Here is a 25,098-nt window from a genome sequence, read left to right as displayed (position 1 = left end):
ATGAAAGCCTTTCGCTGGTGTGCATTAGCAGCGGTGATGCTGGCGGCGCTTCCTCTTCGCGCCGCCTGTACCTGGCCTGCCTGGGAGCAGTTTAAAAAGGACTACATCAGTGAGGGCGGGCGTGTCATTGATCCCAGTGACACGCGCAAAATTACGACCTCGGAAGGGCAAAGCTACGCCCTGTTCTTTGCCCTGGCGGCGAACGATCGCAACGCGTTTGACCAGCTGCTGACGTGGACGCGCGATAATCTTGCCAGCGGCGATCTCAACGACCATCTGCCTGCCTGGCTATGGGGTCAGAAGGATAAAGAAACGTGGGCGGTGATTGATACCAACTCCGCCTCTGACGCCGATGTCTGGATCGCCTGGTCACTGCTCGAAGCGGGTCGGCTGTGGAAACATCCGGACTATACCCGCACGGGTAAAGCGTTGCTAAAACGCATTGTCAGCGAGGAAGTGGTGAAAGTGCCGGGGCTCGGCGCAATGCTGCTTCCCGGTAAAGTCGGTTTTGCCGATGAACAGGTCTGGCGCTTTAACCCCAGTTATCTTCCTCCGCAGTTAGCGAGTTATTTCACGCGCTTTGGTTCCCCGTGGACCCAGCTTCGTGAAACCAATCTGCGTCTGCTGCTGGAGAGTGCGCCGAAAGGCTTTTCGCCGGACTGGGTGCAGTATCAGAAAAACAAAGGCTGGCGGTTACAGCAGGATAAGGCGCTGGTGGGCGGCTACGACGCCATCCGCGTGTATCTCTGGGTGGGCATGATGAGTGACAACGATCCTCAGAAAGCCCGGCTGCTGACGCGCTTCCAGCCGATGGCGGCAAAGACTATGAAACGGGGTGTGCCGCCGGAGAAAGTGGATGTGGCGACGGGGAAACGCACCGGGAATGGCCCGGTCGGGTTCTCTGCCGCCATGCTGCCGTTTTTACAACAGCGTGATGCCCAGGCGGTTCAGCGCCAGCGCGTTGCGGACCATTTTCCCGATAACAATGCCTATTACAGCTACGTGCTGACTCTCTTTGGGCAAGGATGGGATCAGCATCGTTTTCGCTTCACCGCAAAAGGTGAATTAATACCGGATTGGGGCCAGGAATGCGCAAGTTCACAGTAAATCTACTCACTTTATCGCTTGGCCTGGCACTGATGCCGCTGGCTGAAGCCGCCAACTCTCCGCAGCAGAAACAGCTGCTGGAACAGGTTCGGCTGGGCGAATCGACACAGCGTGAGGATTTGGTTCGTCAGTCGCTTTATCGTCTGGAGCTGATTGACCCGAACAACCCTGACGTCATTGCCGCACGCTTTCGCTACCTGCTGCGCCAGGGCGATAACGCCGGTGCGCAAAAAGAGCTGGATCGTCTGAAAGGGATCGCGCCGGGCTCGAGTGCGTACCAGTCATCACGCAACACGATGCTGCTTTCTACCCCGGATGGCCGCCAGCAGCTCCAGCAGGCGCGACTGCTCGCCACCACGGGACACACGCAGGAGGCGATTGCCGCCTATGACAAGCTGTTTGACGGCAACCCGCCGGGCGGCGACGTGGCCACGGAATACTGGAACGTCGTGGCGAAAGACCCTGCTCGCCGAAATGCAGCCATTAACCAGCTCAAGAAAATAAACAGCAGCAGCCCCGGAAATACGCAGCTTCAGGCAACGCTGTCCCAGCTTTTGTTCCAGAGCGGACGCCGTGATGAAGGCTTTGCGGTATTGCAAGAGATGGCCAAATCCACCAATGGCCGTAACCAGGCGTCTGATATGTGGTATGACCAAATCAAAGGTCAGCCTGCCAGCAGCGCCAGCGTCAGCGCGCTGCAAAAATACCTGAGCGTATTCAGCGACGGGGATAGCGTCGCGGCGGCGCGTGCCCAGCTTGAAGCGCAGCAAAAACAGCTCGCCGATCCGGCGTTCCGCGCGAAAGCGGAAGGGCTGGCGGCGGTGGATGCCGGGCAGGGGAGTAAGGCGGTGGCGGAGCTGCAAAAAGCCGTCAGCGCCAACCATGCCGACAGTGAGGCGGTGGGTGCCCTCGGCCAGGCCTATTCTCAGAAGGGCGACCGCGCCCGCGCGGTGGCACAGTTTGAAAAGGCGATTGCCCTCGATCCCCAGAGCGATAACCGGGGTAAATGGGACAGTCTTCTGAAGGTTAACCGCTACTGGTTGCTGATCCAGCAGGGCGATGCGGCGCTGAAGGCGAATAACCCGGCGCAGGCGGAGCGTTACTATCAGCAGGCACGCGGTATCGACAATACCGACAGCTATGCCGTGCTGGGGCTGGGCGACGCCGCCGCGGCGCGTAAAGATAACGACGCGGCGGAACGTTATTATCGCCAGGCGCTGCGTATGGACAGCGGCAACAGCAATGCGGTTCGCGGCCTGGCCAATATTTACCGCGCGCAGTCGCCGGAGAAGGCCTCGCAGTTTATCCAGTCTCTCTCCGCCAGCCAGCGCCGAAGCATAGACGATATTGAACGTAGCCTGACCAACGAACAGCTCTCCACTCAGGCCGAACAGCTGGAAAATCAGGGTAAATACGCTCAGGCGGCAGAGATCCAGCGTCGTCGTCTGGCGCTCTCTCCCGGCGACGTGTGGATAACCTATCGTCTCTCGCGCGATCTCTACAGCGCGGGTCAGCGCAGCCAGGCGGATACCCTGATGCGTCAGCTTGCCAGCCAGAAACCGTCCGATCCGGATCAGGTGTACGCCAACGGGCTCTATCTTTCCGGAAACGATCAGGACCGCGCCGCGCTGGCGCATCTGGACACGCTGCCGCGCAGCCAGTGGAACGGCAATATTCAGGAACTTGCCGACCGCCTGCAAAGCAACCAGGTGCTGGAAACCGCCAACCGTCTGCGCGACAGCGGCAAAGAGCAGGACGCAGAGAATCTTCTTCGCCAGCAGCCGACCTCCACCCGTATCGACCTCACGCTGGCGGACTGGGCACAGCAGCGTGGCGATCTGGACTCGGCGAAAACGACGTACAACACCGTCCTGCAGCGTGAACCGCAGAACGAAGACGCGATCCTCGGCCTGACCGAGATTTACAGCGCGCAGGGTAACAAAGATGCCGCGCGCGCAGAGCTGGCGAAACTGCCCGCCGCGCAAAACGGCCGGCCGCTGTCGCTCAACATGCAGCGCCGGATCGCGATGGCGCAGGCGGGTCTGGGCGATTCCGCAGCCGCAGAACAGACCTTCAACAAAATCATTCCGCAGGCTAAATCGCAGCCCGGCTCCATGGAAAACGCGCTGGTGCTGCGTGATGCCGCACGTTTCCAGGCGCAGAACGGCCAGCCTCAGCAGGCGCTGGAAACCTATAAAGATGCGATGGTATCGACGGGTATCACGACGACGCGTCCGGCTGACAACGACAGTTTCACCCGTCTGACGCGTAACGATGAAAAGGATGACTGGCTGAAGCGCGGCGTGCGCAGCGATGCCGGTGACCTGTATCGTCAGCAGGATGTTAACGTCACGCTGCAGCACGACTACTGGGGCTCCAGCGGCACGGGCGGTTATTCCGACCTGAAAGCGCATACCACCATGCTACAGGTGGATGCCCCGCTCTCTGATGGGCGCATGTTCTTCAGAAGCGATCTGGTCAACATGGACGCCGGTTCATTTGATAGCAAGAACGGGACTTACGACCCTAAATGGGGAACCTGCTACGAAACGCCGTGTAGCGGCAACACCCATCAGTCCGACAATGGCGCAAGCGTTGCCGTCGGCTGGCAGAATAAAACCTGGGCGATGGATATTGGCACCACGCCAATGGGCTTTGACGTCGTCGACGTGGTGGGCGGCATCAGCTACAGCAGCGATCTGGGGCCCATCGGCTATACCGTTAACGCCCATCGCCGCCCAATCTCCAGCTCTCTGCTGGCCTTCGGCGGGCAAAAAGATACCAATACCGGCACCACCTGGGGCGGCGTACGCGCCACCGGTGGCGGCGTAAGTATGAGCTATGACAAAGGGGAAGCGAACGGCGTCTGGTCAAGCCTGAACGCGGAAACGCTGACGGGTAAAAATGTGGAGGATAACTGGCGCGTCCGCTGGATGACGGGTTACTACTACAAGCTCATTAATAAAAACAATGAGCGTCTGACGGTCGGCGTCTCCAATATGCTCTGGCACTACGACAAAGACCTGAGTGGTTATACCCTGGGTCAGGGCGGCTACTACAGTCCGCAGGAGTATGTCTCCTTCGCCTTGCCGGTGACATGGCGTAAACGCACGGAGAACTGGTCCTGGGAGCTGGGTGGCTCGGTGTCCTGGTCCCACTCCAAAACCAAAGACGAGCTGCGCTACCCGATTCAGAATCTGATCCCGACCGATGAGCCAGACCGCTATACCGACCGGGGCGCGATGGAAACCGGCAGCAGTTCTTCCGGTACGGGTTATACCGCACGGGCCATTATCGAACGCCGCGTAACGTCCAACTGGTTTGTGGGCATGGGCGTGGATATTCAGGAAGCGAAAGACTATACCCCAAGCCACGCGCTGATCTATGTGCGCTACTCTGCTGCAGGCTGGCAGGGCGATATGGACTTACCGCCGCAGCCGCTTATCCCTTACGCGGACTGGTAATCGGATTTTCCTTAATCCATTTGTAAGTCTCTCTTAATAGCGCGGCAATCGGGTATACTCAGGCGCGCCAGGTTTACACCCTGGCGCGCCCTGCGCTTCGAGTTTTGTGGAGAGTCATTTTGCGTGTCAGCCGTTCCTTAACAATCAAACAGATGGCGATGGTTTCTGCCGTCACCATGCTGTTTGTCCTGCTTTTCTGCGTAATTCTGCTGTTTCATTCCGTACAGCAGAATCGCTATAACACGGCCTCGCAGTTAGAAAGTATTGCCCGCTCGGTGCGCGGCCCGCTCTCCGCCTCGATTCTGAAAGGGGATATTCCCGAAGCGGAAACCATTTTAAAACGCATTCAGCCTGCCGGCGTCGTTAGCCGCGCCGACGTCGTCTTGCCTAACCAGTTTCAGGCGCTGCGGATGAGCTTTATCCCGGAGCGTCCCGTCCCGATGATGGTGATGCGCCTGTTTGAACTGCCGGTGCAAATTTCGCTGCCCGTTTATTCACTCGAACGCCCTGCCAATCCGCAGCCGCTGGCCTACCTGGTATTACAGGCGGACTCCTACCGCATGTATAAATTCGTCATGAGCTGGGTGGTTACGTTAGTGACCACTTGCTTACTTATGACGCTTATTCTCAGCGTGGCGCTCACCTGGTGCATTAACCGGCTGATTGTTCATCCGCTGCGCCGCATCGCCCGCGAGCTGAATACGCTTGCGCCGCAGGATCAGATGGGACATCAGCTTGGGCTACCGCGTCTGCATCATGACGATGAGATAGGCATGCTGGTGCGCAGCTACAACCTCAACCAGCAGCGCATCCAGCGTCAGCAGGATGAGTTAAACAGCAGCGCCACGCGCTTCCCGGTGTCGGAGCTTCCCAATAAAGCCTTCCTGATGGCAATGCTGGAGCAAAACGTTGAGCGCCAGCAAACCACGGCGCTGATGGTTATCGCCTGTGAAACGCTGCAGGACACGGCTGGCGTGCTCAAGGAGAGCCAGCGCGAAATGCTGCTGCTTACCCTGGTGGAAAAGATCAAATCTGTCCTTGCCCCGCGCATGGTGCTGACTCAGGTCAGCGGTTACGACCTGGTGGTGATTGCCAATGGCGTAAAAGAGCCCTGGCATGCGATCACATTAGGTCAGCAAGTACTCACTGTCATTAATGAGCGGTTGCCCATTCAGGGTATCCAGCTTCGCCCGAGCGCCAGTATCGGTATCGCCATGTACTACGGTGATTTAACGGCGGAACAGCTTTATCGTCGCGCCTTCTCGGCGGCGTTTACCGCCCGGCGCAAAGGGAAAAATCAGATCCAGTTCTTCGACCCGGAGCAGATGGAAAAGGCGCAGCAGCGCCTGACGGAAGAGAGCGACATCCTGACCGCGCTGGATAACCGCCAGTTTGCCCTCTGGCTACAGCCGCAGGTGAATTTGCTGACGGGAGAAGTGAAAAGCGCCGAGGCTCTGCTGCGTCTGCAGCAGCCGGATGGTTCATGGGAGCTGCCGGAAGGGCTGATTGAGCGCATTGAGTCCTGCGGCCTGATGGTTACCGTCGGCTACTGGGTGCTGGAGGAGTCCTGCCGTCAGCTTGCGGCCTGGCAGGAGCGCGGCGTGATGCTGCCGCTGTCGGTTAACCTGTCTGCCCTGCAGCTTATGCACCCGACCATGGTTTCAGAGATGCTGGAGCTGATCCATCGTTACCGCATCAAGCCAGATACGTTAACCCTGGAAGTGACGGAGAGCAGACGCATTGACGACCCCAATGAGGCGGTCGCGATCCTGAAGCCGCTGCGTAATGCTGGCATTCGCATTGCGCTGGACGATTTTGGCATGGGGTACGCCGGGCTGCGCCAGCTTCAGCACATGAAAACCCTTCCGGTAGATGTGCTCAAAATTGACAAAGCGTTTGTCGACGGTCTGCCGGACGACAGCAGCATGGTGCAGGCGATTATCCAGATGGCGCGCAGTCTCAACCTGCACCTTATTGCCGAGGGGATTGAAACCGACGCGCAACGCGCCTGGCTGGCAGAGGCGGGTGTGGAGAGCGGGCAAGGCTTCCTTTTTGCCCCCGCTGTTCCTTCGGATGTCTTTGAACAACGATACCTTTCTGGTGCTGACGACCCCGCAAAAGTGTAACTTTGTTGCTGGCTTGTGCGAGCCAGCTCAAAGTTCTTAACATTTGTGTTTCAAATTTGAACTGAGTTTATTTCTGTCCTGTTATGTGGGTGTTATTTTAAAGCCGCAGGTTAACCATAACCTTACAAAACCTGTGGTTTTTCTTCCCAAGGACACCTTATGAAAACCTCACTCTTCAAAAGTCTTTATTTCCAGGTCCTGACAGCCATCGCCATCGGTATTCTGCTGGGTCACTATTACCCTGAGCTGGGCGCGCAAATGAAACCGCTTGGCGACGCGTTCGTTAAGCTCATCAAAATGGTCATCGCGCCGGTGATCTTCTGTACGGTAGTCACGGGCATCGCTGGCATGGAAAGCATGAAGGCGGTCGGTCGTACCGGTGCAGTGGCGCTTCTTTATTTCGAAGTGGTCAGTACCCTTGCGCTGATTATCGGTCTGATCATCGTCAACGTGGTGCAGCCAGGCGCGGGGATGAACGTAGACCCCTCAACGCTGGATGCTAAAGCGGTCGCGGTGTATGCCGAGCAGGCGAAGGATCAGGGCGTGGTCGCCTTCCTGCTGGACGTCATCCCTGGCAGCGTCATTGGCGCGTTCGCCAGCGGAAACATCCTCCAGGTTCTGCTGTTCGCCGTGATGTTTGGCTTTGCCCTGCACCGTCTGGGCAGCAAGGGCCAGCTTATTTTTAATGTGATCGAAAGCTTCTCACAGGTCATTTTCGGCATCATCAATATGATCATGCGCCTGGCGCCAATCGGTGCCTTCGGTGCGATGGCCTTCACCATCGGTAAATATGGCGTCGGCACGCTGGTGCAGCTGGGTCAGCTGATTATCTGCTTCTATATTACCTGTATCCTTTTCGTGGTGGTGGTGCTGGGCTCCATCGCCCGCGCGACAGGTTTCAACATCTTCAAATTTATCCGTTACATCCGCGAAGAACTGCTGATTGTTCTGGGGACCTCCTCTTCAGAATCGGCGCTGCCGCGTATGCTCGACAAGATGGAGAAACTCGGGTGCCGTAAATCGGTGGTCGGGCTGGTGATCCCGACGGGCTACTCCTTCAACCTGGACGGTACCTCGATATACCTGACGATGGCGGCCGTATTTATCGCTCAGGCGACCAACAGCCATATGGATATTTTCCATCAGATTACCCTGCTGGTGGTGCTCCTGCTCTCCTCTAAAGGCGCGGCAGGCGTAACGGGCAGCGGCTTTATCGTGCTGGCAGCCACCATTTCTGCCGTGGGTCACCTGCCGGTGGCGGGTCTGGCGTTGATTCTGGGTATTGACCGCTTCATGTCTGAGGCGCGTGCGTTAACCAACCTGGTGGGTAACGGCGTGGCAACGGTGGTGGTGGCGAAATGGGTGAAAGAGCTGGATCACAAAAAGCTCGACGATACTCTGAATAATCGTTCAACTGACAGCAAAAATCCTGGCTTATCCTCTTAAACTTGTCACAAATGCCCGTATTCCCTTGTGGGGATGCGGGCTCCTGCGCATAATAACTGTTCATACCTGTCATAATTCGACAAGATTTTTTTTGGGTATATTTCACTTCGGACCGTGACGTTTTGCCGAACGCGCGGTCTAATCGACGTGTTTTCATCGTCATCTTTAAGAGTGAAGCGCGTCGCGAGCACTCTTTTTTAACCAGGAATGTTGATCAGGGGTTCACATGCAGGGCACAAAAATTCGACTCTTAACCGGCGGTTTGCTGATGATGGCAGCAGCCAGTTATGTGCAGGCAGATGCGCTCCAGCCAGACCCGGCCTGGCAACAAGGGACATTAGCGAACGGTTTTCAATGGCAGGTCTTAGCCACGCCGCAACGTCCCAGCGATCGTATTGAAATCCGTCTGTCTGTTAATACCGGTTCCCTCACGGAAAGCACCCAGCAAACCGGTTTCAGCCACTTTATTCCCCGGCTGGCGCTCACGCAGAGCGGCAGCCTGCAAGCGGTTCAGGTGCGTTCACTCTGGCAGCAGGCCATCGATCCGAAACGCCCACTCCCCCCGGCTGTTGTCTCGTATGACTACACCATGTTTAACCTGAGCCTGCCAAACAACCGTAACGACCTGCTTAAAGAAGCGCTGACGTATCTCTCCGATGCCTCTGGCAATCTGGCGATTACGCCGGACACCGTCAACTATGCGTTGAGTAACAGCGACATGGTGGCAACCTGGCCTGGGGATACCAAAGAGGGCTGGTGGCGTTACCGCCTGAAGGGCTCAACGTTACTGGGACATGATCCGGCCGAACCGCTGAAACAGCCGGTGGACGCCGAACAGGTGAAATCGTTCTACCAGAAGTGGTACACCCCGGACGCGATGACGCTGATCGTGGTGGGTAACGTGGACAGCCGCGCGGTGGTGGAGCAGATCAACAAAGCGTTTGGCGATCTGAAAGGCAAGCGTGAAACGCCAGCCCCTGTCCCGACGCTCTCTCCGCTGCGTGCAGAGCCTGTCAGCATTATGACGGACACCGTGCGTCAGGATCGCCTCTCCGTCATGTGGGATAACGCCTGGCAGCCCATCCGTGAATCTGCGGCGATGTTACGCTACTGGCGTGCCGATCTGGCACGTGAAGCGCTGTTCTGGCACGTCCAGCAGACGCTGAGTAAGAACAACGTGAAGAATATTGGTCTTGGCTTTGACTGCCGCGTGCTGTTCCAGCGTGCACAATGTGCCATCAACGTTGAATCACCGGGCGATAAGCTAAATGCCAATCTGGGTGTGGTCGCGAAAGAGCTGGCAAAAGTGCGTAAAGAGGGGCTTTCCGAAGAGGAATTCAATGCTCTCGTGGCGCAGAAAAAACTCGAGCTGCAGAAGCTGTTTGCGACCTACGCTCGTGCCGATACCGACATTCTGATCAGCCAGCGTATTCGTTCCCTGCAGAATCAGGTGGTGGACATTGCGCCGGAACAGTATCAGAAGCTTCGTCAGGACTTCCTGAACGGTCTGACCGTCGATATGCTCAATCAGGACCTCCGTCAGCAGCTGTCGCAGGAGATGGCGTTGATCCTTCTGCAACCGAAGGGCGAGCCGGAATATGACATGAAGGAACTTCAGACGACCTGGGATGCCATTATGGCTACCGCGCCGCAGCCAGCGCAGGCCGCCACGGCGGATGATTTACATCCGGACGCGACGGATATCCCGCAAGGGCAGTAATGCAAACATTCCCTCTCCCTGTGGGAGAGGGTTAGGGTGAGGGCATCAGCCCGCACCCTACTTAAACAGGCATCGCCTCGCGCGGAATAATCGCCCCGCGATACTGAATCACCGTGCTGGCCGTCAGGTGCCCGCGCTGTGCCGCCGCTTCCGGCGTTCCACCCGTCAGGCGTACCGCCAGATAGCCCGCGCTGAATGAATCACCCGCCGCCGTGGTATCAATCACTTTCTCTTTGGCAAGCTTCACTGCCGGAACGTCAACCAGCGCTTCACCCGCCACCGCGACCAGGCACGAATCCGCACCGCGCTTAATCACCACTTCGCTCACGCCTGCCGCCTGCGTGCGCGCAATTACGTCCTCTACCGGCTTTTCACCCCACAGGGCGTCTTCATCGTCGAGCGTCAGGAAGGCAATGTCGGTGCACTGCAGCATCTGCTGATAAACCTGCTGCGTCTCTTCGCGGCTGGCCCACAGGCGCGGGCGGTAGTTGTTATCGAAAATAACCTTACCGCCGTTGGCACGGCATTCGCGCAGCAGCGAGAGCAGCTTGTCTCGGCTGGCGGGGCTTAAAATCGCCAGGCTAATGCCGCTCAGATAGAGATAGTCAAATGTCGCCAGCTCTTCGCAGATGGCCGCGGCCGCGTCGCTCTCCAGCCAGAATTTGGCTGCGGCTTCGTTGCGCCAGTAATAAAACGTGCGTTCGCCTGTACTGTCGGTTTCGATGTAATAAAGCCCCGGGAGGCGGTTTTCCATACGCTGAATCAGCGACGTTTCAACATGTTCACTCTGCCAGGCCTCCAGCATTTGCTGGCTGAAGCTGTCCGTACCCAGGGCGGTAACGTAGTTCACGGTGAGCGCCTCAGGCGCGACCTGACGGGCAATATAAACGGACGTGTTTAACGTATCGCCACCAAATCCGCGGCTGACTTCCGCGCCTTTTTGTGACAGCTCAATCATGCATTCGCCAATCACGGCAATTTTTTTGGACATAGTCGTGAACCTGAACAGAAGAATTATCAGCAGTGTGCGCTGAGTGAATTAACCGGTCAACTATATTAAAACAACGTTCCATTATTTTTTTTGAGCCAGCGCGTGTTCCCGCGCATTTCTGTCATCTTAATTTCATTTTCCGGGTGAATTGAACATAAAGTTCTCAATTGTCGCGCCGATAATCCTGTGACGAGTCCAGAAAGGCTATCCCAACAACAGGACATCTGAAATGAAGTCAGAGCAGGTTATCCAGCGGCTGAGCACTACGCCTGAGGCAAGTATTGAGAACTTGCAGGAGCATCGCTACTGGCTGCAATGTGAGCGTGCGTACACCTATCAGCCGATCTACCGAACAGATGGTCGACTGATGGCCATCGAAATTTTGACCGTCGTTACGCACCCCTCAAACCCTACTCAGCGCATCGCGCCGGATCGCTATTTTGCCGAAGTTGCCGTTCGCCAGCGTCTGGACGTGCTGGAAGAGCAGCTTCGCATGCTGGCAACGAAGCACGCCTTTTTCGAACAGCACGATATCCTCGCCTCGGTGAACGTCGATGGCCCAACCCTGCTGGCGCTGCGCCAGAACGCGAAATTGCAGGAGCTGATCGCCACCCTGCCGTGGATGCGCTTTGAGCTGGTGGAGCATGTCCGTTTGCCGCAGGACTCCTCGTTTGCTTCGATATGCGAATACGGCCCGCTGTGGCTGGATGACTTTGGCACCGGCATGGCGAACTTCTCCGCCCTGAGTGAAGTGCGCTACGACTACATTAAAGTGGCCCGCGATCTGTTCATTATGCTGCGTCAGACCCCGGAAGGGCGGAATCTGTTTACGCTGTTATTACAGCTGATGAACCGCTATTGCCAGGGCGTGATTGTTGAAGGTGTGGAAACGCTGGAAGAGTGGCGCGATGTGCAAAACTCTCCCGCAGCGGCGGCACAAGGCTACTATCTCTCTCGCCCGGTACCCATGGATCGCCTCGATAACGTCATAACGACCCTCTGATAAACCCGCTTCCCTTTGTCTGGACTATAGTTTTACAGGACAGGTCATCAGGAAAGGGGATAAAAATGACAAGAACAACCAGGGTAATCTCCTGGACAGCAGGGATTTTCTTGTTGTTGATCGTGGTTGTCGCCATCATTATTGCGACGTTTGACTGGAACCGTCTCAAGCCGACCATCAACCAGAAAGTCTCAACCGAGCTGAACCGCCCCTTCGCCATACGGGGTGATTTAGGGGTGGTATGGGAACGCCAGAAAGAGGAGCCCGGCTGGCGAAGCTGGATCCCCTGGCCACATATCCATGCTGACGACATCATTCTCGGCAACCCGCCGGATATCCCGGACGTCACTATGATCCACCTGCCGCGGGTTGAAGCCACGCTGGCTCCGCTGGCACTCTTCACCAAAACGGTCTATCTGCCGTGGATTAAACTTCAGCAGCCCGATGCGCGCCTGATCCGCCTCTCCGAAAAAAACAACAACTGGACGTTTAGCCTGGCCAGCGACAGCGAAAAAGATCCGAATGCCCAGCCTTCTTCCTGGTCATTCCGTCTCGACAATATTCTCTTCGATCGCGGGCGGATCGCCATCGACGATAAGGTCAGCAAGGCGGATGTGGAGATCCTGGTCGATCCGCTGGGCAAGCCGCTGCCGTTCAGCGAGGTCACGGGGACGAAAGTGAAAGGTGATGCGGCAAGCGTGGGCGACTATGTCTTCGGCCTGACGGCAAAAGGACGCTATAACGACCAGCCGCTCAGCGGTAAAGGGAAAATAGGCGGCATGCTGGCGCTACGGAGCGAAGGCACGCCATTCCCGGTGCAGGCGGACTTCCGTTCCGGTAACACCCGCGTGGCGTTCGTGGGCACGGTCAACGACCCGATGAATATGGGGGGCGTGGATCTTCAGCTTAAATTTGCCGGTGATTCGCTGGGCGAGCTGTATGAACTGACCGGCGTACTGCTGCCGGATACCCCACCGTTCGAAACGGACGGGCATCTGGTCGCCAAAATCGATACCGAAAAAGCGTCCGTTTTTGACTACCGTGATTTTAACGGCCGCATCGGCGACAGCGATATCCACGGCTCGCTGACCTACACCACTGGAAAACCGAGGCCGAAGCTGGAAGGGGACGTTGAGTCCCGACAGCTGCGTCTGGCCGACTTAGGCCCGTTGATAGGTATCGACTCCGGTAAAGGTACGAAGTCAAAAGAGGTGAAGAAAGATCCTCAGCCTGCCGGCAAAGTGCTGCCTTATGAACGTTTTGAGACGGATAAATGGAACGTGATGGATGCGGATGTGCGCTTCAAAGGCGGAAAAATTGAACATGGCAGTACGCTGCCGATAAGCAATCTTACGACCCATATCCTCCTTAAAAGCGCCGACCTGCGTCTGCAGCCGCTGAAGTTTGGCATGGCGGGCGGGACGATCTCCTCGAACATTCACCTGGAAGGCGATAAGAAGCCGATGCAGGGACGGGCGGAGATTCAGGCGCGTCGATTGAAGCTGAAAGAGCTGATGCCGAACGTCGAGTTGATGCAGAAAACCCTCGGTGAAATGAACGGTGATGCCGATATTCGCGGCGTGGGGAACTCGGTTGCGGCGCTGCTGGGCAGCGGCAATGGTAACCTGAAGCTGCTGATGAACGACGGGCTGGTGAGCCGCAACCTGATGGAGATCCTGGGGCTGAACGTCGGTAACTACGTCATCGGGCAAATCTTTGGTGATGACGAGGTGCGGGTGAACTGCGCGGCGGCCAATCTGGATCTGGTTAACGGCGTGGCGCGTCCGCAGATTTTTGCCTTTGACACGGAAAACGCGGTGATTAACGTGACCGGTACCGCGAGCATGGCCTCGGAGCAGCTTGATTTGACGATTGACCCGGAAAGTAAGGGGATTCGTATCATCACCCTGCGCTCGCCGCTTTACGTGCGCGGGACCTTCAAAAATCCGCAGGCGGGCGTGAAGCCCGGACCGCTGATTGCGCGTGGCGCAGTGGCTGCGGCACTTGCGACGCTGGTCACTCCAGCCGCAGCGCTGCTGGCCTTGATTTCGCCGTCAGAAGGCGAGGCGAATCAGTGTCGGACCATTTTGTCGCAGATGAAGAAGTAACGCCTTTCTCCCTCTCCCTGTGGGAGAGGGCCGGGGTGAGGGCATCAGGCCGCACGCAGTGAATTACAGAGCCTGGTGCTTCGTCTCGTGCGTCAGCAGCAGCGCAATCAGCGTCAGCCCCGCCATTGCCGCCAGATAAACCCCCACATAGAACAGACCATAGTTTGCCTGCAGCCAGGTGGCGATATACGGCGCAACGGACGCGCCCAGAATAGACGAGACGTTGTAGGAGAACGACGCGCCGGTATAGCGCACTTCCGTTGGGAACAGCTCAGGCAACAGCGCACCCATCGGGCCGAAGGTCAGCCCCATCAGGCTCAGGCCAATCAGCAGATAGGCCATCACCAGCGCCGGGCTACCTGAACCCAGCAGCGGCGGGAAGACGAACAGGGCAAACAGAATGATCAGCGTGGTGATGGTAATCATGCTCGCGCGGCGACCGAACTTATCCGCCAGCAGGCCCGCAATCGGAACCATCACGCCAAACCCGATCACCGCCATCATCAGCATCCACAGCACTTCGTTACGCGGCAGACCCAGCCCAACCGGCGCGGCGGCGGTACTGAAGGTCATGGAGTAAACGGTCATGATGTAGAACAGCGTATAGGTTGCCAGCATGATGAACGTGCCCAGCACGGTCACGCGGACGTGTTTGGTCAGCAGCGTACCCAGCGGCACTTTCACCTGCTTGTTCGCCGCGGCCACTTTTGCGAAAACTGGGGTCTCATGCAGAGAAACGCGCACGTACAGGCCAATCAGCACCAGCACGGCTGAGAAGATAAACGGAATACGCCAGCCCCAGCTCATGAACTGTTCATCCGTCAGCAGCCAGGAGAGCAGCAGGAACGTCCCGTTGGCAAAGAAGAAGCCAATCGGTGCGCCCAACTGCGGGAATGAGCCATACAGCGCGCGCTTGCGTGCCGGGGCGTTCTCGGTGGCCAGCAGCGCCGCCCCGCCCCATTCGCCGCCAAGGCCCAGACCCTGACCAAAACGGGCCAGCGCCAGCAGGACAGGCGCCAGAATGCCGATGGTTTCATAGGTCGGCAGCAGGCCGATGGCCACGGTGGAGATGCCCATCGTCAGCAGCGAGGCCACCAGGGTGACTTTGCGGCCAATGCGATCGCCAAAGTGTCCAAACAGCGCAGAGCCAATCGGACGCGCAACAAACGCGATAGCAAAGGTCGCCAGAGACTGCAGCGTGGCCGCCGTCGGATCGCCCTGCGGGAAGAAAATATGCGGGAAGACGATGACCGCGGCGGTGGCATAAATATAAAAGTCGAAGAACTCAATGGCGGTGCCAATCAGCGATGCGACGACAACTTTATTGCGCGAGTTTACCGGAACGTTTTCCGTTCCTGAGTCGAGTGTGGTGGCGGTTGCTTGCATAATATTTTCTTATTTTTGTCGAACGAAAGGCCATATTACGCACAGCAAAAGCGACATTTCAATCTGTAACAAAGCCGCGCGATGGTGATAAAAGCAACAAAAAGCGGATAATTTTCAGGCCAGCCAAAACAGGTCTATGAAATGCTTCACAGATTTTAAATATCAGTCAATAAAACTGGTTTTCGGTTAAATAAAAGTTACAGGCTGGATTTATATGCTGAAATGATGAATCGGGCTGAAATTTCAGCCCGAGAGTGGGGTTACCGGTGCGTTTTGCCCGGCATTCGCGGGTCGTCTTTGTACTCGGCAGTGGCAATCCACGCCGCGCAGAACAGGGTCAAACGCGCGAAGAAGTAGAAGAACGCCATCAGCCCCAGCACCGAGCCAAACGCCGCGCCGGAAGGGGATTTAACCAGTGAAGGTAAGGTGTAGGTCATCACGATTTTGATCGCCTCAAAGCCGATCGCCGCAATCAACGTGCCGCGGATCAGCGCCTTCTTGCGCGGACGATGGCGGGGCAGACGCCAGAAGATCCAGAAGAACAGCAGGTAATTGGCGAAGATGGAAATGGCCAGACCAATGCCGCGCCAGGCGGGCTTCAGCCATTCGATGTAATCAAGGTAAAGCGCGGAGATGATCATCTGCTGCGCCGAGCCTGCCACGGAGGTAATGGAAAGCGTTACGATGAGCGCGACAAGCAGGCCAATCAGCGAAACAAAATCGCGGAGGTACTTAACCCAAATTTTCTCCTGGTCCTGCGGCTTACGCTCCCAGACATCGCGCGACTGGGCGCGAATGGCCTCGCGCAGGTTGCCCATCCAGTTAACGCCGGAGTAAAGGGCAATCAGCAAACCGACGATACCGACGGTAGTACGCTGCTGAACGGCGGTATTGATGGTGCTTTTGAGCGTGCTGGCAAGGGTTGGGTCACTGACGTTATTCAGGATCTTATTGAAGATATCCTGCAGCAGCGTCGGGTGCGACGCGAGCACAAAACCTGCCGCCGCAAACGACACCATCAGGATTGGGATCATCGACAGGAAGGAAAAATAGGTGATGGCGGCACCAAACTGGTTTCCCATGCGGTCATTAAAGCGTTCGGTCGCGCGTATCAGATGCGCAATCATGGGAAACTGCTGAATTCTGGCGACAATGCCGGTGACGGTCCCCAGCGCTTTGCTGGCGGTACCAGGGGACCTGGCCTCTTCAGGCCCGGTTTCCATCTTTTTGACGGGCTCATACTCTAAATGTTGGGTGGGTCGTTGCGGGTTGTTTTCCGGCGTCACGCGTCTTTTCCTTTTCGTTTGGCTGGATGTTACTGAATTATAGCTTGCGACTAGTCCACGTAAGCTTTTGTGAGTTCGGTTAGCCACTCCATGAACAGATGGACCCGGCGGGAGAGGTTGCGGCGGTGGGGATAAATCAGGGAGACAGGCATCGGTTCGGCCCGGTATTGCGGCAGGATCTCAACCAGTTTCTTCGCGCGGAGTAAATCGCGCACCCCAACCCGCGGAACCTGAATAATGCCCAGTCCGGCGAGACAGGCAGCCTGGTAAGTTTCCGTGCTGTTGACGGTTAAAACCCCGCCCGTTTTTACCCACTGCGTCGCACTGCCGTTATAAAACTCAAAGCCCTGCGGGCGAGTTCCCAGCATCGCGGCGTAGTGGATCACGGCGTGTGAGCCTAAATCGTCCAGCGTTTCCGGGTAGCCAAAACGCGCCAGATAATCCGGACTGGCGCAGTTAATCACCGACAGCTTGCCCAGCGGACGGGCAATCAGCCCTGAATCCTTCAGCGTGCCGACGCGGACGACGCAATCAAACCCCTCACGGATCACATCCACCAGGCGATCGCTGCTGCTGAGTTCCAGTTCAATGCCCGGATAGTGCTGCAGGAAAGCAGGCAGTTTGGGGATGACTAAATTTCGAGCAACGCCGACGGGCATATCCACGCGGAGCCGTCCGCTTATGCTGGAGGGATCGTGCTGAAACATACCGTCGAGTTCATCAAGGTTTGCCAGCAGATCTTTTGCCCGCTCGTAATAGACCATGCCGTCCTGCGTCAGGCTGACGCGGCGCGTGGTGCGGTGCAATAGCTGGGTGCCAAGCCGGTTTTCCAGGGCCTGAATTTGTCGTGAAACGCTGCCTTTCGGCAGGGTTAATGTTTCGGCCGCGCGGGAAAAACTCTCCAGTTCCGCGACGCGGACGAATAACTGCATTGCGTGAATTTTATCCATAGCGGAAGCTCATTGTTGTTACAGCTGAAACAGTGAAGCGTTTTAACCCATCTTTATTGATTTTCTATCACCTAATAAGCTCTTTCTCAATCTCCTTAACAGCCAAAACGAGGTTTATGATGAGTGAACGTATCGCATTAGTGACGGGTGGTAGCCGTGGTCTGGGTAAAAACGCTGCGTTAAAGCTGGCGGCAGACGGCACGGGAATCGTCCTGACATACAACCGTAGCCAGCAGGAAGCGCTGGATGTTGTGCATGAAATTCAGGAAAAAGGCGTTAACGCAGCGGCATTACAGCTCAACGTCGGGGATATCACGGGTTTTGATCATTTTGCCCAGCAGCTTCAGGAAACCCTTAGGCGTGTCTGGCAGTGTGAAACTTTTGACTATTTATTGAACAATGCCGGAACGGGTTTATATGCGCCCTATACCGACACGACGGAAGCCCAGTTTGATGAGGCGCTGAACGTTCATTTCAAAGGACCTTTCTTCCTGACCCAGCGCCTGCTGCCGTTGCTGAACGACGGGGGACGGATCCTCAACGTCTCCAGCGGGCTGGCCCGCTTTACCCAGCCGGGCTCAGGGACCTACGCGGCCATGAAGGGGGCGATGGAAGTGCTGACGCGTTATCAGGCGAAAGAGCTGGGCGCGCGCGGGATCGCCGTCAATATCATCGCGCCGGGCGCGATTGAAACTGACTTTGGCGGCGGACGCGTGCGCGACAACGCGGAGCTGAATCAGCTGCTGGCCTCGCAAACGGCGCTGGGACGGGTGGGGCTGCCGGACGATATTGGCGATGCCATTGCGGCACTGCTCAGCGACAAACTGGGCTGGATGAATGCGCAACGTATTGAAGTCTCAGGCGGCATGTTCCTGTGATGTACGCGCTTAAGGAAATCCTTAAGGTCAGTGTGTCTAAATACGGACAGATATAAAGAACTCGGGGGGATTTGTAACGTCTCCATTCGTTGAGTTTTTTCTTAAATAACCCCTCTGTAGAATCCCCCTTCGCTATTCTCAGAGGGATAAAAAACGATGCGAGTAATCATGTTTGACAGGCAGTCACTCTTTATTCACGGAGCGATACACAGTCTTCAGACGCTCATTCCGGAAATAGATATGACAGGGACCTGTCAGGCAGACGATTTATGGACCCAGATTTCCGCTTCACCGTCAGCTATCGTCATGATTGACGGGAATTTAATGCAGGACGAGGGGAGCGCTTTGCTGGAAGAGATGCTGCAACGCTTTCCGGCGATACGCGTGATTCTGGTTTTGGCGAAAAATGAGGCCAGATGGGTTGAGCAATTGCGGCAGCGAAACATCATGGCCATTATTCCCCGAAATGCCAGTCCCGAGCGGTTTTCCGCCGTGCTGGATTCGGTGTCCAGAGGGATGGTCTGTTTTCCCGGGGAGTGGGTCAGGCAGCCGTCGTCTCAGGCGTTATCATCCCTGAGCGAGCGTCAGCGCGACGTGTTGGAATTGCTGGCGGCGGGGGAGTCAAATAAAGAGATTGGCCGCAATCTCAACATCAGTGCGGCCACGGTAAAAGCGCATCTCGAGGCGCTTTTCCGGCGGCTGGACGTGAAAAACAGAACGCAGGCTGCCATGTACTATACCCGTGCGAAGGCCTGAAAAATCGCGTTTGGGAGCGAGGGCATCTCTCCGAAGCTGAATATCATCATGACCAGCGCATCATGCTGCTGTTGGGTTAATGGATATGTCACACTTTCCCGCAGCAGCGCCTCACGCAGCTGAATATCGTCATGCAGCAAATCTTCTGCCTCGGCAGGCGTGATGGGACCGTGAAAATGTGCCCGATCGCGGATAACGTGGCCATAGCCAATAACCCATAATCCGTTTTCGTCACGATATTTCTCCAGAGAAAGACCCTGATGTTTTTTTATTAACGCAATGGCGGCAGAAGATATTTTCAGCGCATGACCTTTCATATTCATTTCCTCTTAAGAACGATACTGTAGAGGAAACGACGTCCGAGAAATATCCGCCAAATGGCTGTTGATCAGGCATTATTATTCAGGTATTCCTGCTGCAATAAACCAAATAACCAGTCATTTTGCCAGCGCCCCGCAAGGTAATAGCTCTCGCGTAATTCGCCTTCCAGGCGAAAGCGGGCTTTTTCCAGCAGGCGCCTTGAAGCGACATTTCCCACGGTGACGGTGGCGGTGAGTCGACGTATACCGCCCTGATGAAAAGCATAATCACAAAGCGCTTTCAGGGATTCAAAGCCGTAGCCTTTCCCCTGCGCCTCGGGTGCGAAAAGGAAGCCCACTTCGGCACAGTCCTCTTCCCGATGAATATACCCGGTAACGCCCAGCGGGGCCCGGGAGGCGGTGTCACGTACGACGAGACAAAGCCAGTGCGCGCTGCCCGGTGACCAGGGCGTCAGGCGTGAATCAAACGCCTCGCGGATCGCCGCAACGGGGCGGTTTTCCGCCACAAAGCGCATGACGTCGGGATGCTGCTGTAATGCCAGAAAAAAGGGCCAGTCTTGTTCCAGCAGAGGTGAACAGGTAAGGCGAGGGGTAATTAAAACCGGCATTCAGATTCTCCTGAAACATTTTAAATGATTTTAGGGTTGTCACTTTATTTCAACAGAAAGTCAGGTATGGTTAATCGCGTATAAATAAAAAGAAAAAAAGACCGTCTCGTGCCCATTCCGGATGTCTTCGTTGTCGCTTAAGGAAAACAATGAGTCTCAGCACATCACATCATATTCGCGAACAGTTCGAACACTGTCTGGCGGTCATTCGCCATGCGTCGGTGGAAATTTTGCTACTTCTGAATGTACATGCTTCTGAGGGTAAAGATCCACGCTGGTTTCTGGAACAGCTCGACAGCGCGCGATTAGCGCTGGGCGGCTGGGGAGCCGTTGCGAAAAAACTCAACCTGAATGACGCCGAGATGTCGGAATTTACGCTCCAGCTGCGCCTGCTGCAGCAGCGCGTTCCGCAGTATGAAAGCGGACAGGATGTGAGTGAAAACCAGCTTATTGCGGCGATGCGGTTTGTCACCGCGCTGGAACACCTGCGCCTGCAGCAGCCGCTGCTGACCTACAGCACGGACCTGGCACCGGGAAGCGAACTTCAGCAGCAGCAGGCGCACAAGCAGGTGCGGGCGATTGAGCTGATGATTAAAGGGCTCATCCAGCAGGCCTGGCCCGATCAGGTACGGCTGAACAATCATCTGAAGACCTTGTTTAACGCCGATCGCGTTCGGCGCTGGCTGAAGCTTGGCGAGATCAACGATGTCCTGAGCGGCATGATGTTCAGCGAGCTGGCGCAAATGCTGGTGGATAAAAAAGAGTTCAGCCGCTATTACGCTTCGCTGTTCAGCGATCCGTCCATGCTGACGCTGCTGGTTGAACCGCGTAAAACGCTGCAAACCTTCCTCGACGACATCCGGCAAATTCGCAACAGCATCACCGTTCAGAAAACGTTGAGCTCGGCGCAAATTCAGCTGCTGGATAACTACTACGCGCAGATCGCGCGGCCCGTTCAACGCGCGTTTGAAGAGGGGAGAACGCGCGTCAATCCGGCGGGATTCATGGCGGTAGATGCCAGCGAACTGCATACCTTCTGGGAAAAGGCGCAGAAAATGGATCGGGTCACCGGTGGGGATCTGTTTGAAGTCCGCGACACCATTGAAAAGCCGACCCAGCGCGCGCCGCGCACCCCCGAACAGCGCGAACAGCTTATTTCCGGTGCGCTATGGGGGGCAGTTGGCGTCATGGTGATTGCCATCGTGGCGGGGGGATTCTGGCTGGTGACCAGCAGCAAACCGCAGCCTGCGACCGCCAGCGCGGCTGAAGCGGCGCCACCACAGGAAATGCGCGAGACGCCTTCCTCACGCGAAACGCTTACGCGCATGGGGGTGACCTGGGATGAGAATAATTTCCGCTCGGCCATTAACCGCAACGACACCCGCGTGACCCAGCTCTTTTTGCAGGGCGGTATGGACTGGAAGCTGTCCTGGACCGAAGAGGCGATGTCGGCAGGCTATGACGACGTGCTGGAGCTGATGTTACGCTACCGGCAAAACATGGTGGAGGAGAAGCCGTGTCGGCGCTTCATCAACACGCTCAGCCACGCAATGTCGAACGGCGAGTCTCTGACCTCGGTACGTAAAGAGTACCTCAAAGCTTTCTGCACCGTGCCTGCGGTGGTAAAACGCCAGCAGCACGATCTCGACATGGCCACACGCCGTGCGCAGTCACAGCCGGATGCCACCACCAAAAAATGGCAGTCTATTCAGAGCGCCATTTATGAGGTGATCCGCTAAGTTGTTCTCCCTCTCCCTGTGGGAGAGGGCCGGGGTGAGGGCACCAGACCGCACCCCGCACCCTGCTCAAGGCTCCCCATACAACCCAATCAGCCGCCGTACCACGCCGTTCGTCCAGCCGAAACCATCCTGCAGCGGATACTCACCACCGCCCCCTTCGCGCGGCGTGCTGCTGGCGATGTGGTACTTCTCAATCAGCTTATGGTGCGTCTGATAAAAATGGTTCACCGTATGCAGCCAGCTCCAGGCGATTTCATCTCCCAGCGAGTCGTTGCCGTACTGCTTGAACCCCTGAATCGCCATCCACTGCAGCGGCGCCCAGCCGTTGGGTTTATCCCACTGCTCGCCGGTTTCGTACTCGGTCGCCAGAATCCCGCCCGGCGTGAGCAGTCGTGCCTTGACCGCATCCGACAGGCGCTCGGCCTGCTCGTGGGTTGCCATGCCGACATACAGCGGCACGATGCTGGCGGCAGAAAACAGCGCCAGCTCTTCGCGTCGCCAGTCATAATCGCGGTAACAGCCGCTCTCCTCGTCCCACAGATAGCGGTTCACCGCCGCGCGGCGATCGCTGGCTTTCTGGCGGAACAGGTCGGCCGTCTCTTTGTCCCCTTTCGACGCCGAGATGTTGGCAATCGCGCTTTCCAGCTTGAACAGGAAGGCGTTCAGGTCGATGGGGATAAACTGCGTCGTGCGGATGCTGGCGAGCCGCGACGGATCGCGCAGCCAGCGGGACGAATAATCCCAGCCGGAAGCCGCCCCCGCCCGCAGGTCGCGATAGACCTCGTTTGGCGGTCGCCCTGAGTGGCGCGCGGTTTCCACGTCCTCAATCCACGATTCGTCGCGCGGGGTATCACGGTCATCCCAGTAGCGGTTGAGCAATGAACCGTCCGGCATGCGCACGGCGCTGCGGTAGGCCTGGTTAAGCAGCAGCGACTCCGCGCCGTCCATCCAGAAGGCGTACTCCATTTTGAGGTGATCCAGATAGCGTTTTGCACCGCGCACGCCGTCCTCCTCAAACAGCTCTACCATCAGCGCAAAGACCGGCGGCTGGGAGCGGCTGAGATAATAGGTACGGTTGCCGTTGGGGATATGCCCGTAGCGTTCAATCAGCCAGGCGAAGTTGTCCGCCATGCACTTCAGCAGGTCGTTACGACCGCTCTCCGCCAGCCCCAGCATGGAGAAATAGGAATCCCAGTAGTAGGTCTCGCTGAATCGCCCGCCGGGGACGATATAGGCCTGCGGCAGCGCCAGCAGTGAAGACCAGGGAATATGATCCTGCGGCTCGCGCGTCAGCACCGGCCACAGGTTATCAATGTGCTCCTTCAGGGAGAGACCCGGGTCGGAGACATATTCTGTGCCGAACGTTTCCGGCATCCAGAAGTGGTTCTCCACAAACTGGCGCAGGTCGAAGTCCCGGTGGCGTCTGACCTTGCGGTAGCGGATCAGGATATCCAGCGGATCCATCTTCGGCGCGCAGTCGGGGAAGGTTTTACTGTCCGCAAACAGCCGCGTCGACTGCACATGCTCGAACAGTTCAAGATAGCGGTCTGCGGGCGTCAACGCATCGGAGGCGGGTAGCCCCTCGATCATTTCGGGTTCCGGCTCCGCCTCAATCATTTCATCCAGTTTCAACTCGCAGGGATCGGTCTCGTAGCGCAGCTCTTCTGCAATCTCGAATTCGATGTTCTCGGTAGCCTGTAGTTTCTGGTTGAACATGGTGATAGGGACCTCCGGTTGTGTGTTCAAAAGACAGGTTTATCCGGGCGTCTTATAAGCGTAGACATTCGCTTCGGTAGAGGGGGAGGAATATGTGCGGTAGATCACTATTTTCGGAGCATTCGTTTTGCAACGATTTATGTCTGTTAACAGTAGCCTCTTCAAAAGAGGCTACTGAACAAGAGGCGAGTATCCCGGATCAAAGGCCTTGTTTTAGCCGCTTAGCAATCGGTTCAAATTCCTCGGTAGAATGGCGCTTGATCGTATCAGGTGCGTTATCCTCAATGGCTTTCCAGTAGGCCCACGGCACCGGTTTTTTCCCCAGCTCATAGTCCATGGCGTCCCAGGCATCTTCACGAAACGCATAAAATGCCCAGTGTGCATGATGTTTGTCGAGGACGGTCAGGACATCATTAAGCCACTGCCTGCAGCCCTGCAGCGTGCGAACGCAGCCAAACTCTCCCGCGACAACCCGGTTGGCCGGAATACCGTGCTGTTTCGCCCAGTCAAAGGGCGCGTTCATCCATTTCTCTATGGCCGTAGCGCCCCATTTCACCTTTTTACCCCCGAACGTGACCATGCCGGGATAGTCGAACGGCACCTTGCGGCGTGCATTTGGCGCGCTGGTGAAATCATAGGGCTCGTACATATGGAAGCTGTAGAGCACCCGCTTATCCTCAAGCGCGGACGGCCAGCCAGAAAAACCACGCGCGGAGGCGTACCAGCCTCCATCGACCATAATCGGTGTGGTGGCATCGACCTCGCGGATAGCGGCAATAATCTGATTGTAGAGAGCGGGAAGGTTACGCGCCGTACTTTGCTGCTGCTGATACCAGGTTTTTAACGCCTCTGGCGACGCCTGCTCGCTAATGTTGCCTCTTTTTTCAGGCGCGGGTTCATTGACCAGGTTCCAGGCCGCAATGCCCGGTTCGTCCTTCAGGGCCTGGGCCAAATCACGCCAGAACTGAGCGGCTTCCTGCCAGTATTTTTTATCCTGCCAGATGCGGTCATCAAACTGGTTATTGTTATTTTGCGCCCAGCGCATGCCGGGCAAAGAGAGTGGGGCAATGACGACCTGTAGCCCGGCCGCGTGTGCTTTCCTGATGGAGGCTTTGAGCGTCGCGAGGTCTGTGGCCTCGAGCCCACGATAGCCGTCGGCGTTGCCGAGAAGAAAATCTCTCCCGGCAGGTTTCCATTTGTCGTAAGAGAGGCGAACCCACGTCGCGCCATAGCCTCGCAGCGCGTCATAGTATTCCTGCGTGGGCGGCAGGCGGTTAAAGCTGTTTCCACCGTGCTGAGGGGTATCCCAGAAGGTGATTTTGTCAGAGGAGGCGGCGGCAAAGCAAAAAAGAAGTAGGGTCAACCCAATAAGCGCTTTCATCTCAATTCCTTTTTAGCGTGATGATGATTTTATATTCGCTGGGATGATGAAGCTTTATCTTTAAATTATCGAGCCATATAAAAAAACTGGCCCGCGAAGGCCAGTTTTTATAG

At 56.6% G+C, this 25,098-nt stretch carries 18 protein-coding genes; 10 read left to right on the top strand and 8 right to left on the bottom strand.

Features of this window, described 5'->3' with window-relative positions; all coding sequences use genetic code 11:
- The 5 genes from bcsZ to ACDO57_RS20135 all read left to right on the top strand — a co-directional run bounded on the left by bcsZ (position 1) and on the right by ACDO57_RS20135 (position 9,863).
- On the top strand, positions 1-1,107 hold the full coding sequence (gene bcsZ, locus ACDO57_RS20155; RefSeq protein WP_370884497.1) for a cellulose synthase complex periplasmic endoglucanase BcsZ: 1,107 nt from the start codon (positions 1-3) through the stop codon (positions 1,105-1,107).
- The gene (gene bcsC, locus ACDO57_RS20150) at positions 1,089-4,571 is read left to right on the top strand and encodes a cellulose synthase complex outer membrane protein BcsC (RefSeq protein WP_370884496.1); all 3,483 of its coding nucleotides are present in this window, start codon (positions 1,089-1,091) and stop codon (positions 4,569-4,571) included. The genes bcsZ and bcsC overlap by 19 nt, the downstream gene beginning before the upstream one ends.
- Before the next feature lie 119 nt (positions 4,572-4,690).
- Positions 4,691-6,697, top strand: coding sequence for a biofilm formation regulator HmsP (gene hmsP, locus ACDO57_RS20145; protein ID WP_370884495.1), 2,007 nt, complete (start codon positions 4,691-4,693; stop codon positions 6,695-6,697).
- Between the two features lie 159 nt (positions 6,698-6,856).
- On the top strand, positions 6,857-8,143 hold the full coding sequence (locus tag ACDO57_RS20140) for a dicarboxylate/amino acid:cation symporter (protein WP_032662127.1): 1,287 nt from the start codon (positions 6,857-6,859) through the stop codon (positions 8,141-8,143).
- Positions 8,144-8,369: 226 nt separating this feature from the next.
- The gene (locus ACDO57_RS20135) at positions 8,370-9,863 is read left to right on the top strand and encodes a pitrilysin family protein (RefSeq protein WP_024908831.1); all 1,494 of its coding nucleotides are present in this window, start codon (positions 8,370-8,372) and stop codon (positions 9,861-9,863) included.
- 61 nt (positions 9,864-9,924) lie between these two features.
- Here the strand turns inward: ACDO57_RS20135 and ACDO57_RS20130 are convergent, their stop codons facing one another.
- The gene (locus tag ACDO57_RS20130; RefSeq protein ID WP_048992962.1) at positions 9,925-10,854 is read right to left on the bottom strand and encodes a sugar kinase; all 930 of its coding nucleotides are present in this window, start codon (positions 10,852-10,854) and stop codon (positions 9,925-9,927) included.
- Positions 10,855-11,083: 229 nt separating this feature from the next.
- Between ACDO57_RS20130 and pdeH the strand changes: the two genes are divergently transcribed.
- Together pdeH and ACDO57_RS20120 are read left to right on the top strand one after the other, a co-directional pair.
- Entirely contained in the window at positions 11,084-11,857 is a 774-nt protein-coding gene (gene pdeH, locus ACDO57_RS20125; RefSeq protein ID WP_024908833.1) for a cyclic-guanylate-specific phosphodiesterase, read from the top strand.
- 65 nt (positions 11,858-11,922) lie between these two features.
- Positions 11,923-13,965, top strand: coding sequence for an AsmA family protein (locus ACDO57_RS20120; protein ID WP_370884494.1), 2,043 nt, complete (start codon positions 11,923-11,925; stop codon positions 13,963-13,965).
- 63 nt (positions 13,966-14,028) lie between these two features.
- On the opposite strand, the gene ACDO57_RS20115 is transcribed toward ACDO57_RS20120, so the two are convergent.
- The 3 genes from ACDO57_RS20115 to ACDO57_RS20105 form a co-directional block, all read right to left on the bottom strand.
- Entirely contained in the window at positions 14,029-15,351 is a 1,323-nt protein-coding gene (locus ACDO57_RS20115; protein ID WP_024908835.1) for an MFS transporter, read from the bottom strand.
- A 260-nt stretch (positions 15,352-15,611) separates the two neighbouring features.
- A complete protein-coding gene (gene yhjD, locus ACDO57_RS20110; RefSeq protein WP_024908836.1) occupies positions 15,612-16,637 on the bottom strand; it encodes an inner membrane protein YhjD in 1,026 nt (341 codons plus the stop codon).
- Between the two features lie 50 nt (positions 16,638-16,687).
- Positions 16,688-17,587, bottom strand: coding sequence for a LysR family transcriptional regulator (locus tag ACDO57_RS20105; RefSeq protein ID WP_048991720.1), 900 nt, complete (start codon positions 17,585-17,587; stop codon positions 16,688-16,690).
- Between the two features lie 119 nt (positions 17,588-17,706).
- Between ACDO57_RS20105 and ACDO57_RS20100 the strand changes: the two genes are divergently transcribed.
- Entirely contained in the window at positions 17,707-18,465 is a 759-nt protein-coding gene (locus ACDO57_RS20100) for an SDR family NAD(P)-dependent oxidoreductase (protein WP_370884505.1), read from the top strand.
- 156 nt (positions 18,466-18,621) lie between these two features.
- Positions 18,622-19,221 (top strand): DNA-binding response regulator, encoded by a 600-nt coding sequence (locus tag ACDO57_RS20095; protein WP_370884493.1) that lies wholly within the window; start codon positions 18,622-18,624, stop codon positions 19,219-19,221.
- On the opposite strand, the gene ACDO57_RS20090 is transcribed toward ACDO57_RS20095, so the two are convergent.
- Both ACDO57_RS20090 and ACDO57_RS20085 read right to left on the bottom strand, forming a co-directional pair.
- The gene (locus ACDO57_RS20090) at positions 19,200-19,538 is read right to left on the bottom strand and encodes a lysozyme (RefSeq protein WP_370884492.1); all 339 of its coding nucleotides are present in this window, start codon (positions 19,536-19,538) and stop codon (positions 19,200-19,202) included. The two genes, ACDO57_RS20095 and ACDO57_RS20090, sit on opposite strands and share 22 nt — an antisense overlap.
- Before the next feature lie 71 nt (positions 19,539-19,609).
- Positions 19,610-20,149: a GNAT family N-acetyltransferase gene (locus ACDO57_RS20085; RefSeq protein ID WP_370884491.1), complete on the bottom strand. Its 540-nt coding sequence runs from the start codon at positions 20,147-20,149 to the stop codon at positions 19,610-19,612.
- 149 nt (positions 20,150-20,298) lie between these two features.
- On the opposite strand from ACDO57_RS20085, the gene ACDO57_RS20080 reads away from it, so the two are divergent.
- On the top strand, positions 20,299-21,888 hold the full coding sequence (locus ACDO57_RS20080) for an STY4199 family HEPN domain-containing protein (RefSeq protein WP_061716337.1): 1,590 nt from the start codon (positions 20,299-20,301) through the stop codon (positions 21,886-21,888).
- A gap of 66 nt (positions 21,889-21,954) precedes the next feature.
- Here ACDO57_RS20080 and ACDO57_RS20075 read toward each other — a convergent pair whose 3' ends face one another.
- Together ACDO57_RS20075 and ACDO57_RS20070 are read right to left on the bottom strand one after the other, a co-directional pair.
- Positions 21,955-23,604, bottom strand: a complete 1,650-nt coding sequence (locus tag ACDO57_RS20075) for an alpha,alpha-trehalase (protein ID WP_048991530.1) — start codon at positions 23,602-23,604, stop codon at positions 21,955-21,957.
- Positions 23,605-23,803: 199 nt separating this feature from the next.
- Positions 23,804-24,985 carry a glycoside hydrolase family 5 protein gene (locus ACDO57_RS20070; RefSeq protein ID WP_370884490.1) on the bottom strand — a complete coding sequence of 394 codons (1,182 nt, stop codon included), beginning with the start codon at positions 24,983-24,985 and terminating at the stop codon, positions 23,804-23,806.
- Positions 24,986-25,098 lie beyond the last annotated feature (113 nt).

This window comes from Enterobacter cloacae complex sp. 2015409, assembly GCF_041365315.1.
GTDB classification, from domain to species: domain Bacteria; phylum Pseudomonadota; class Gammaproteobacteria; order Enterobacterales; family Enterobacteriaceae; genus Enterobacter; species Enterobacter pseudoroggenkampii.
Note: the sequence above shows the minus strand (reverse complement) of the source record. Positions and strands in the feature narration are given on the sequence as shown.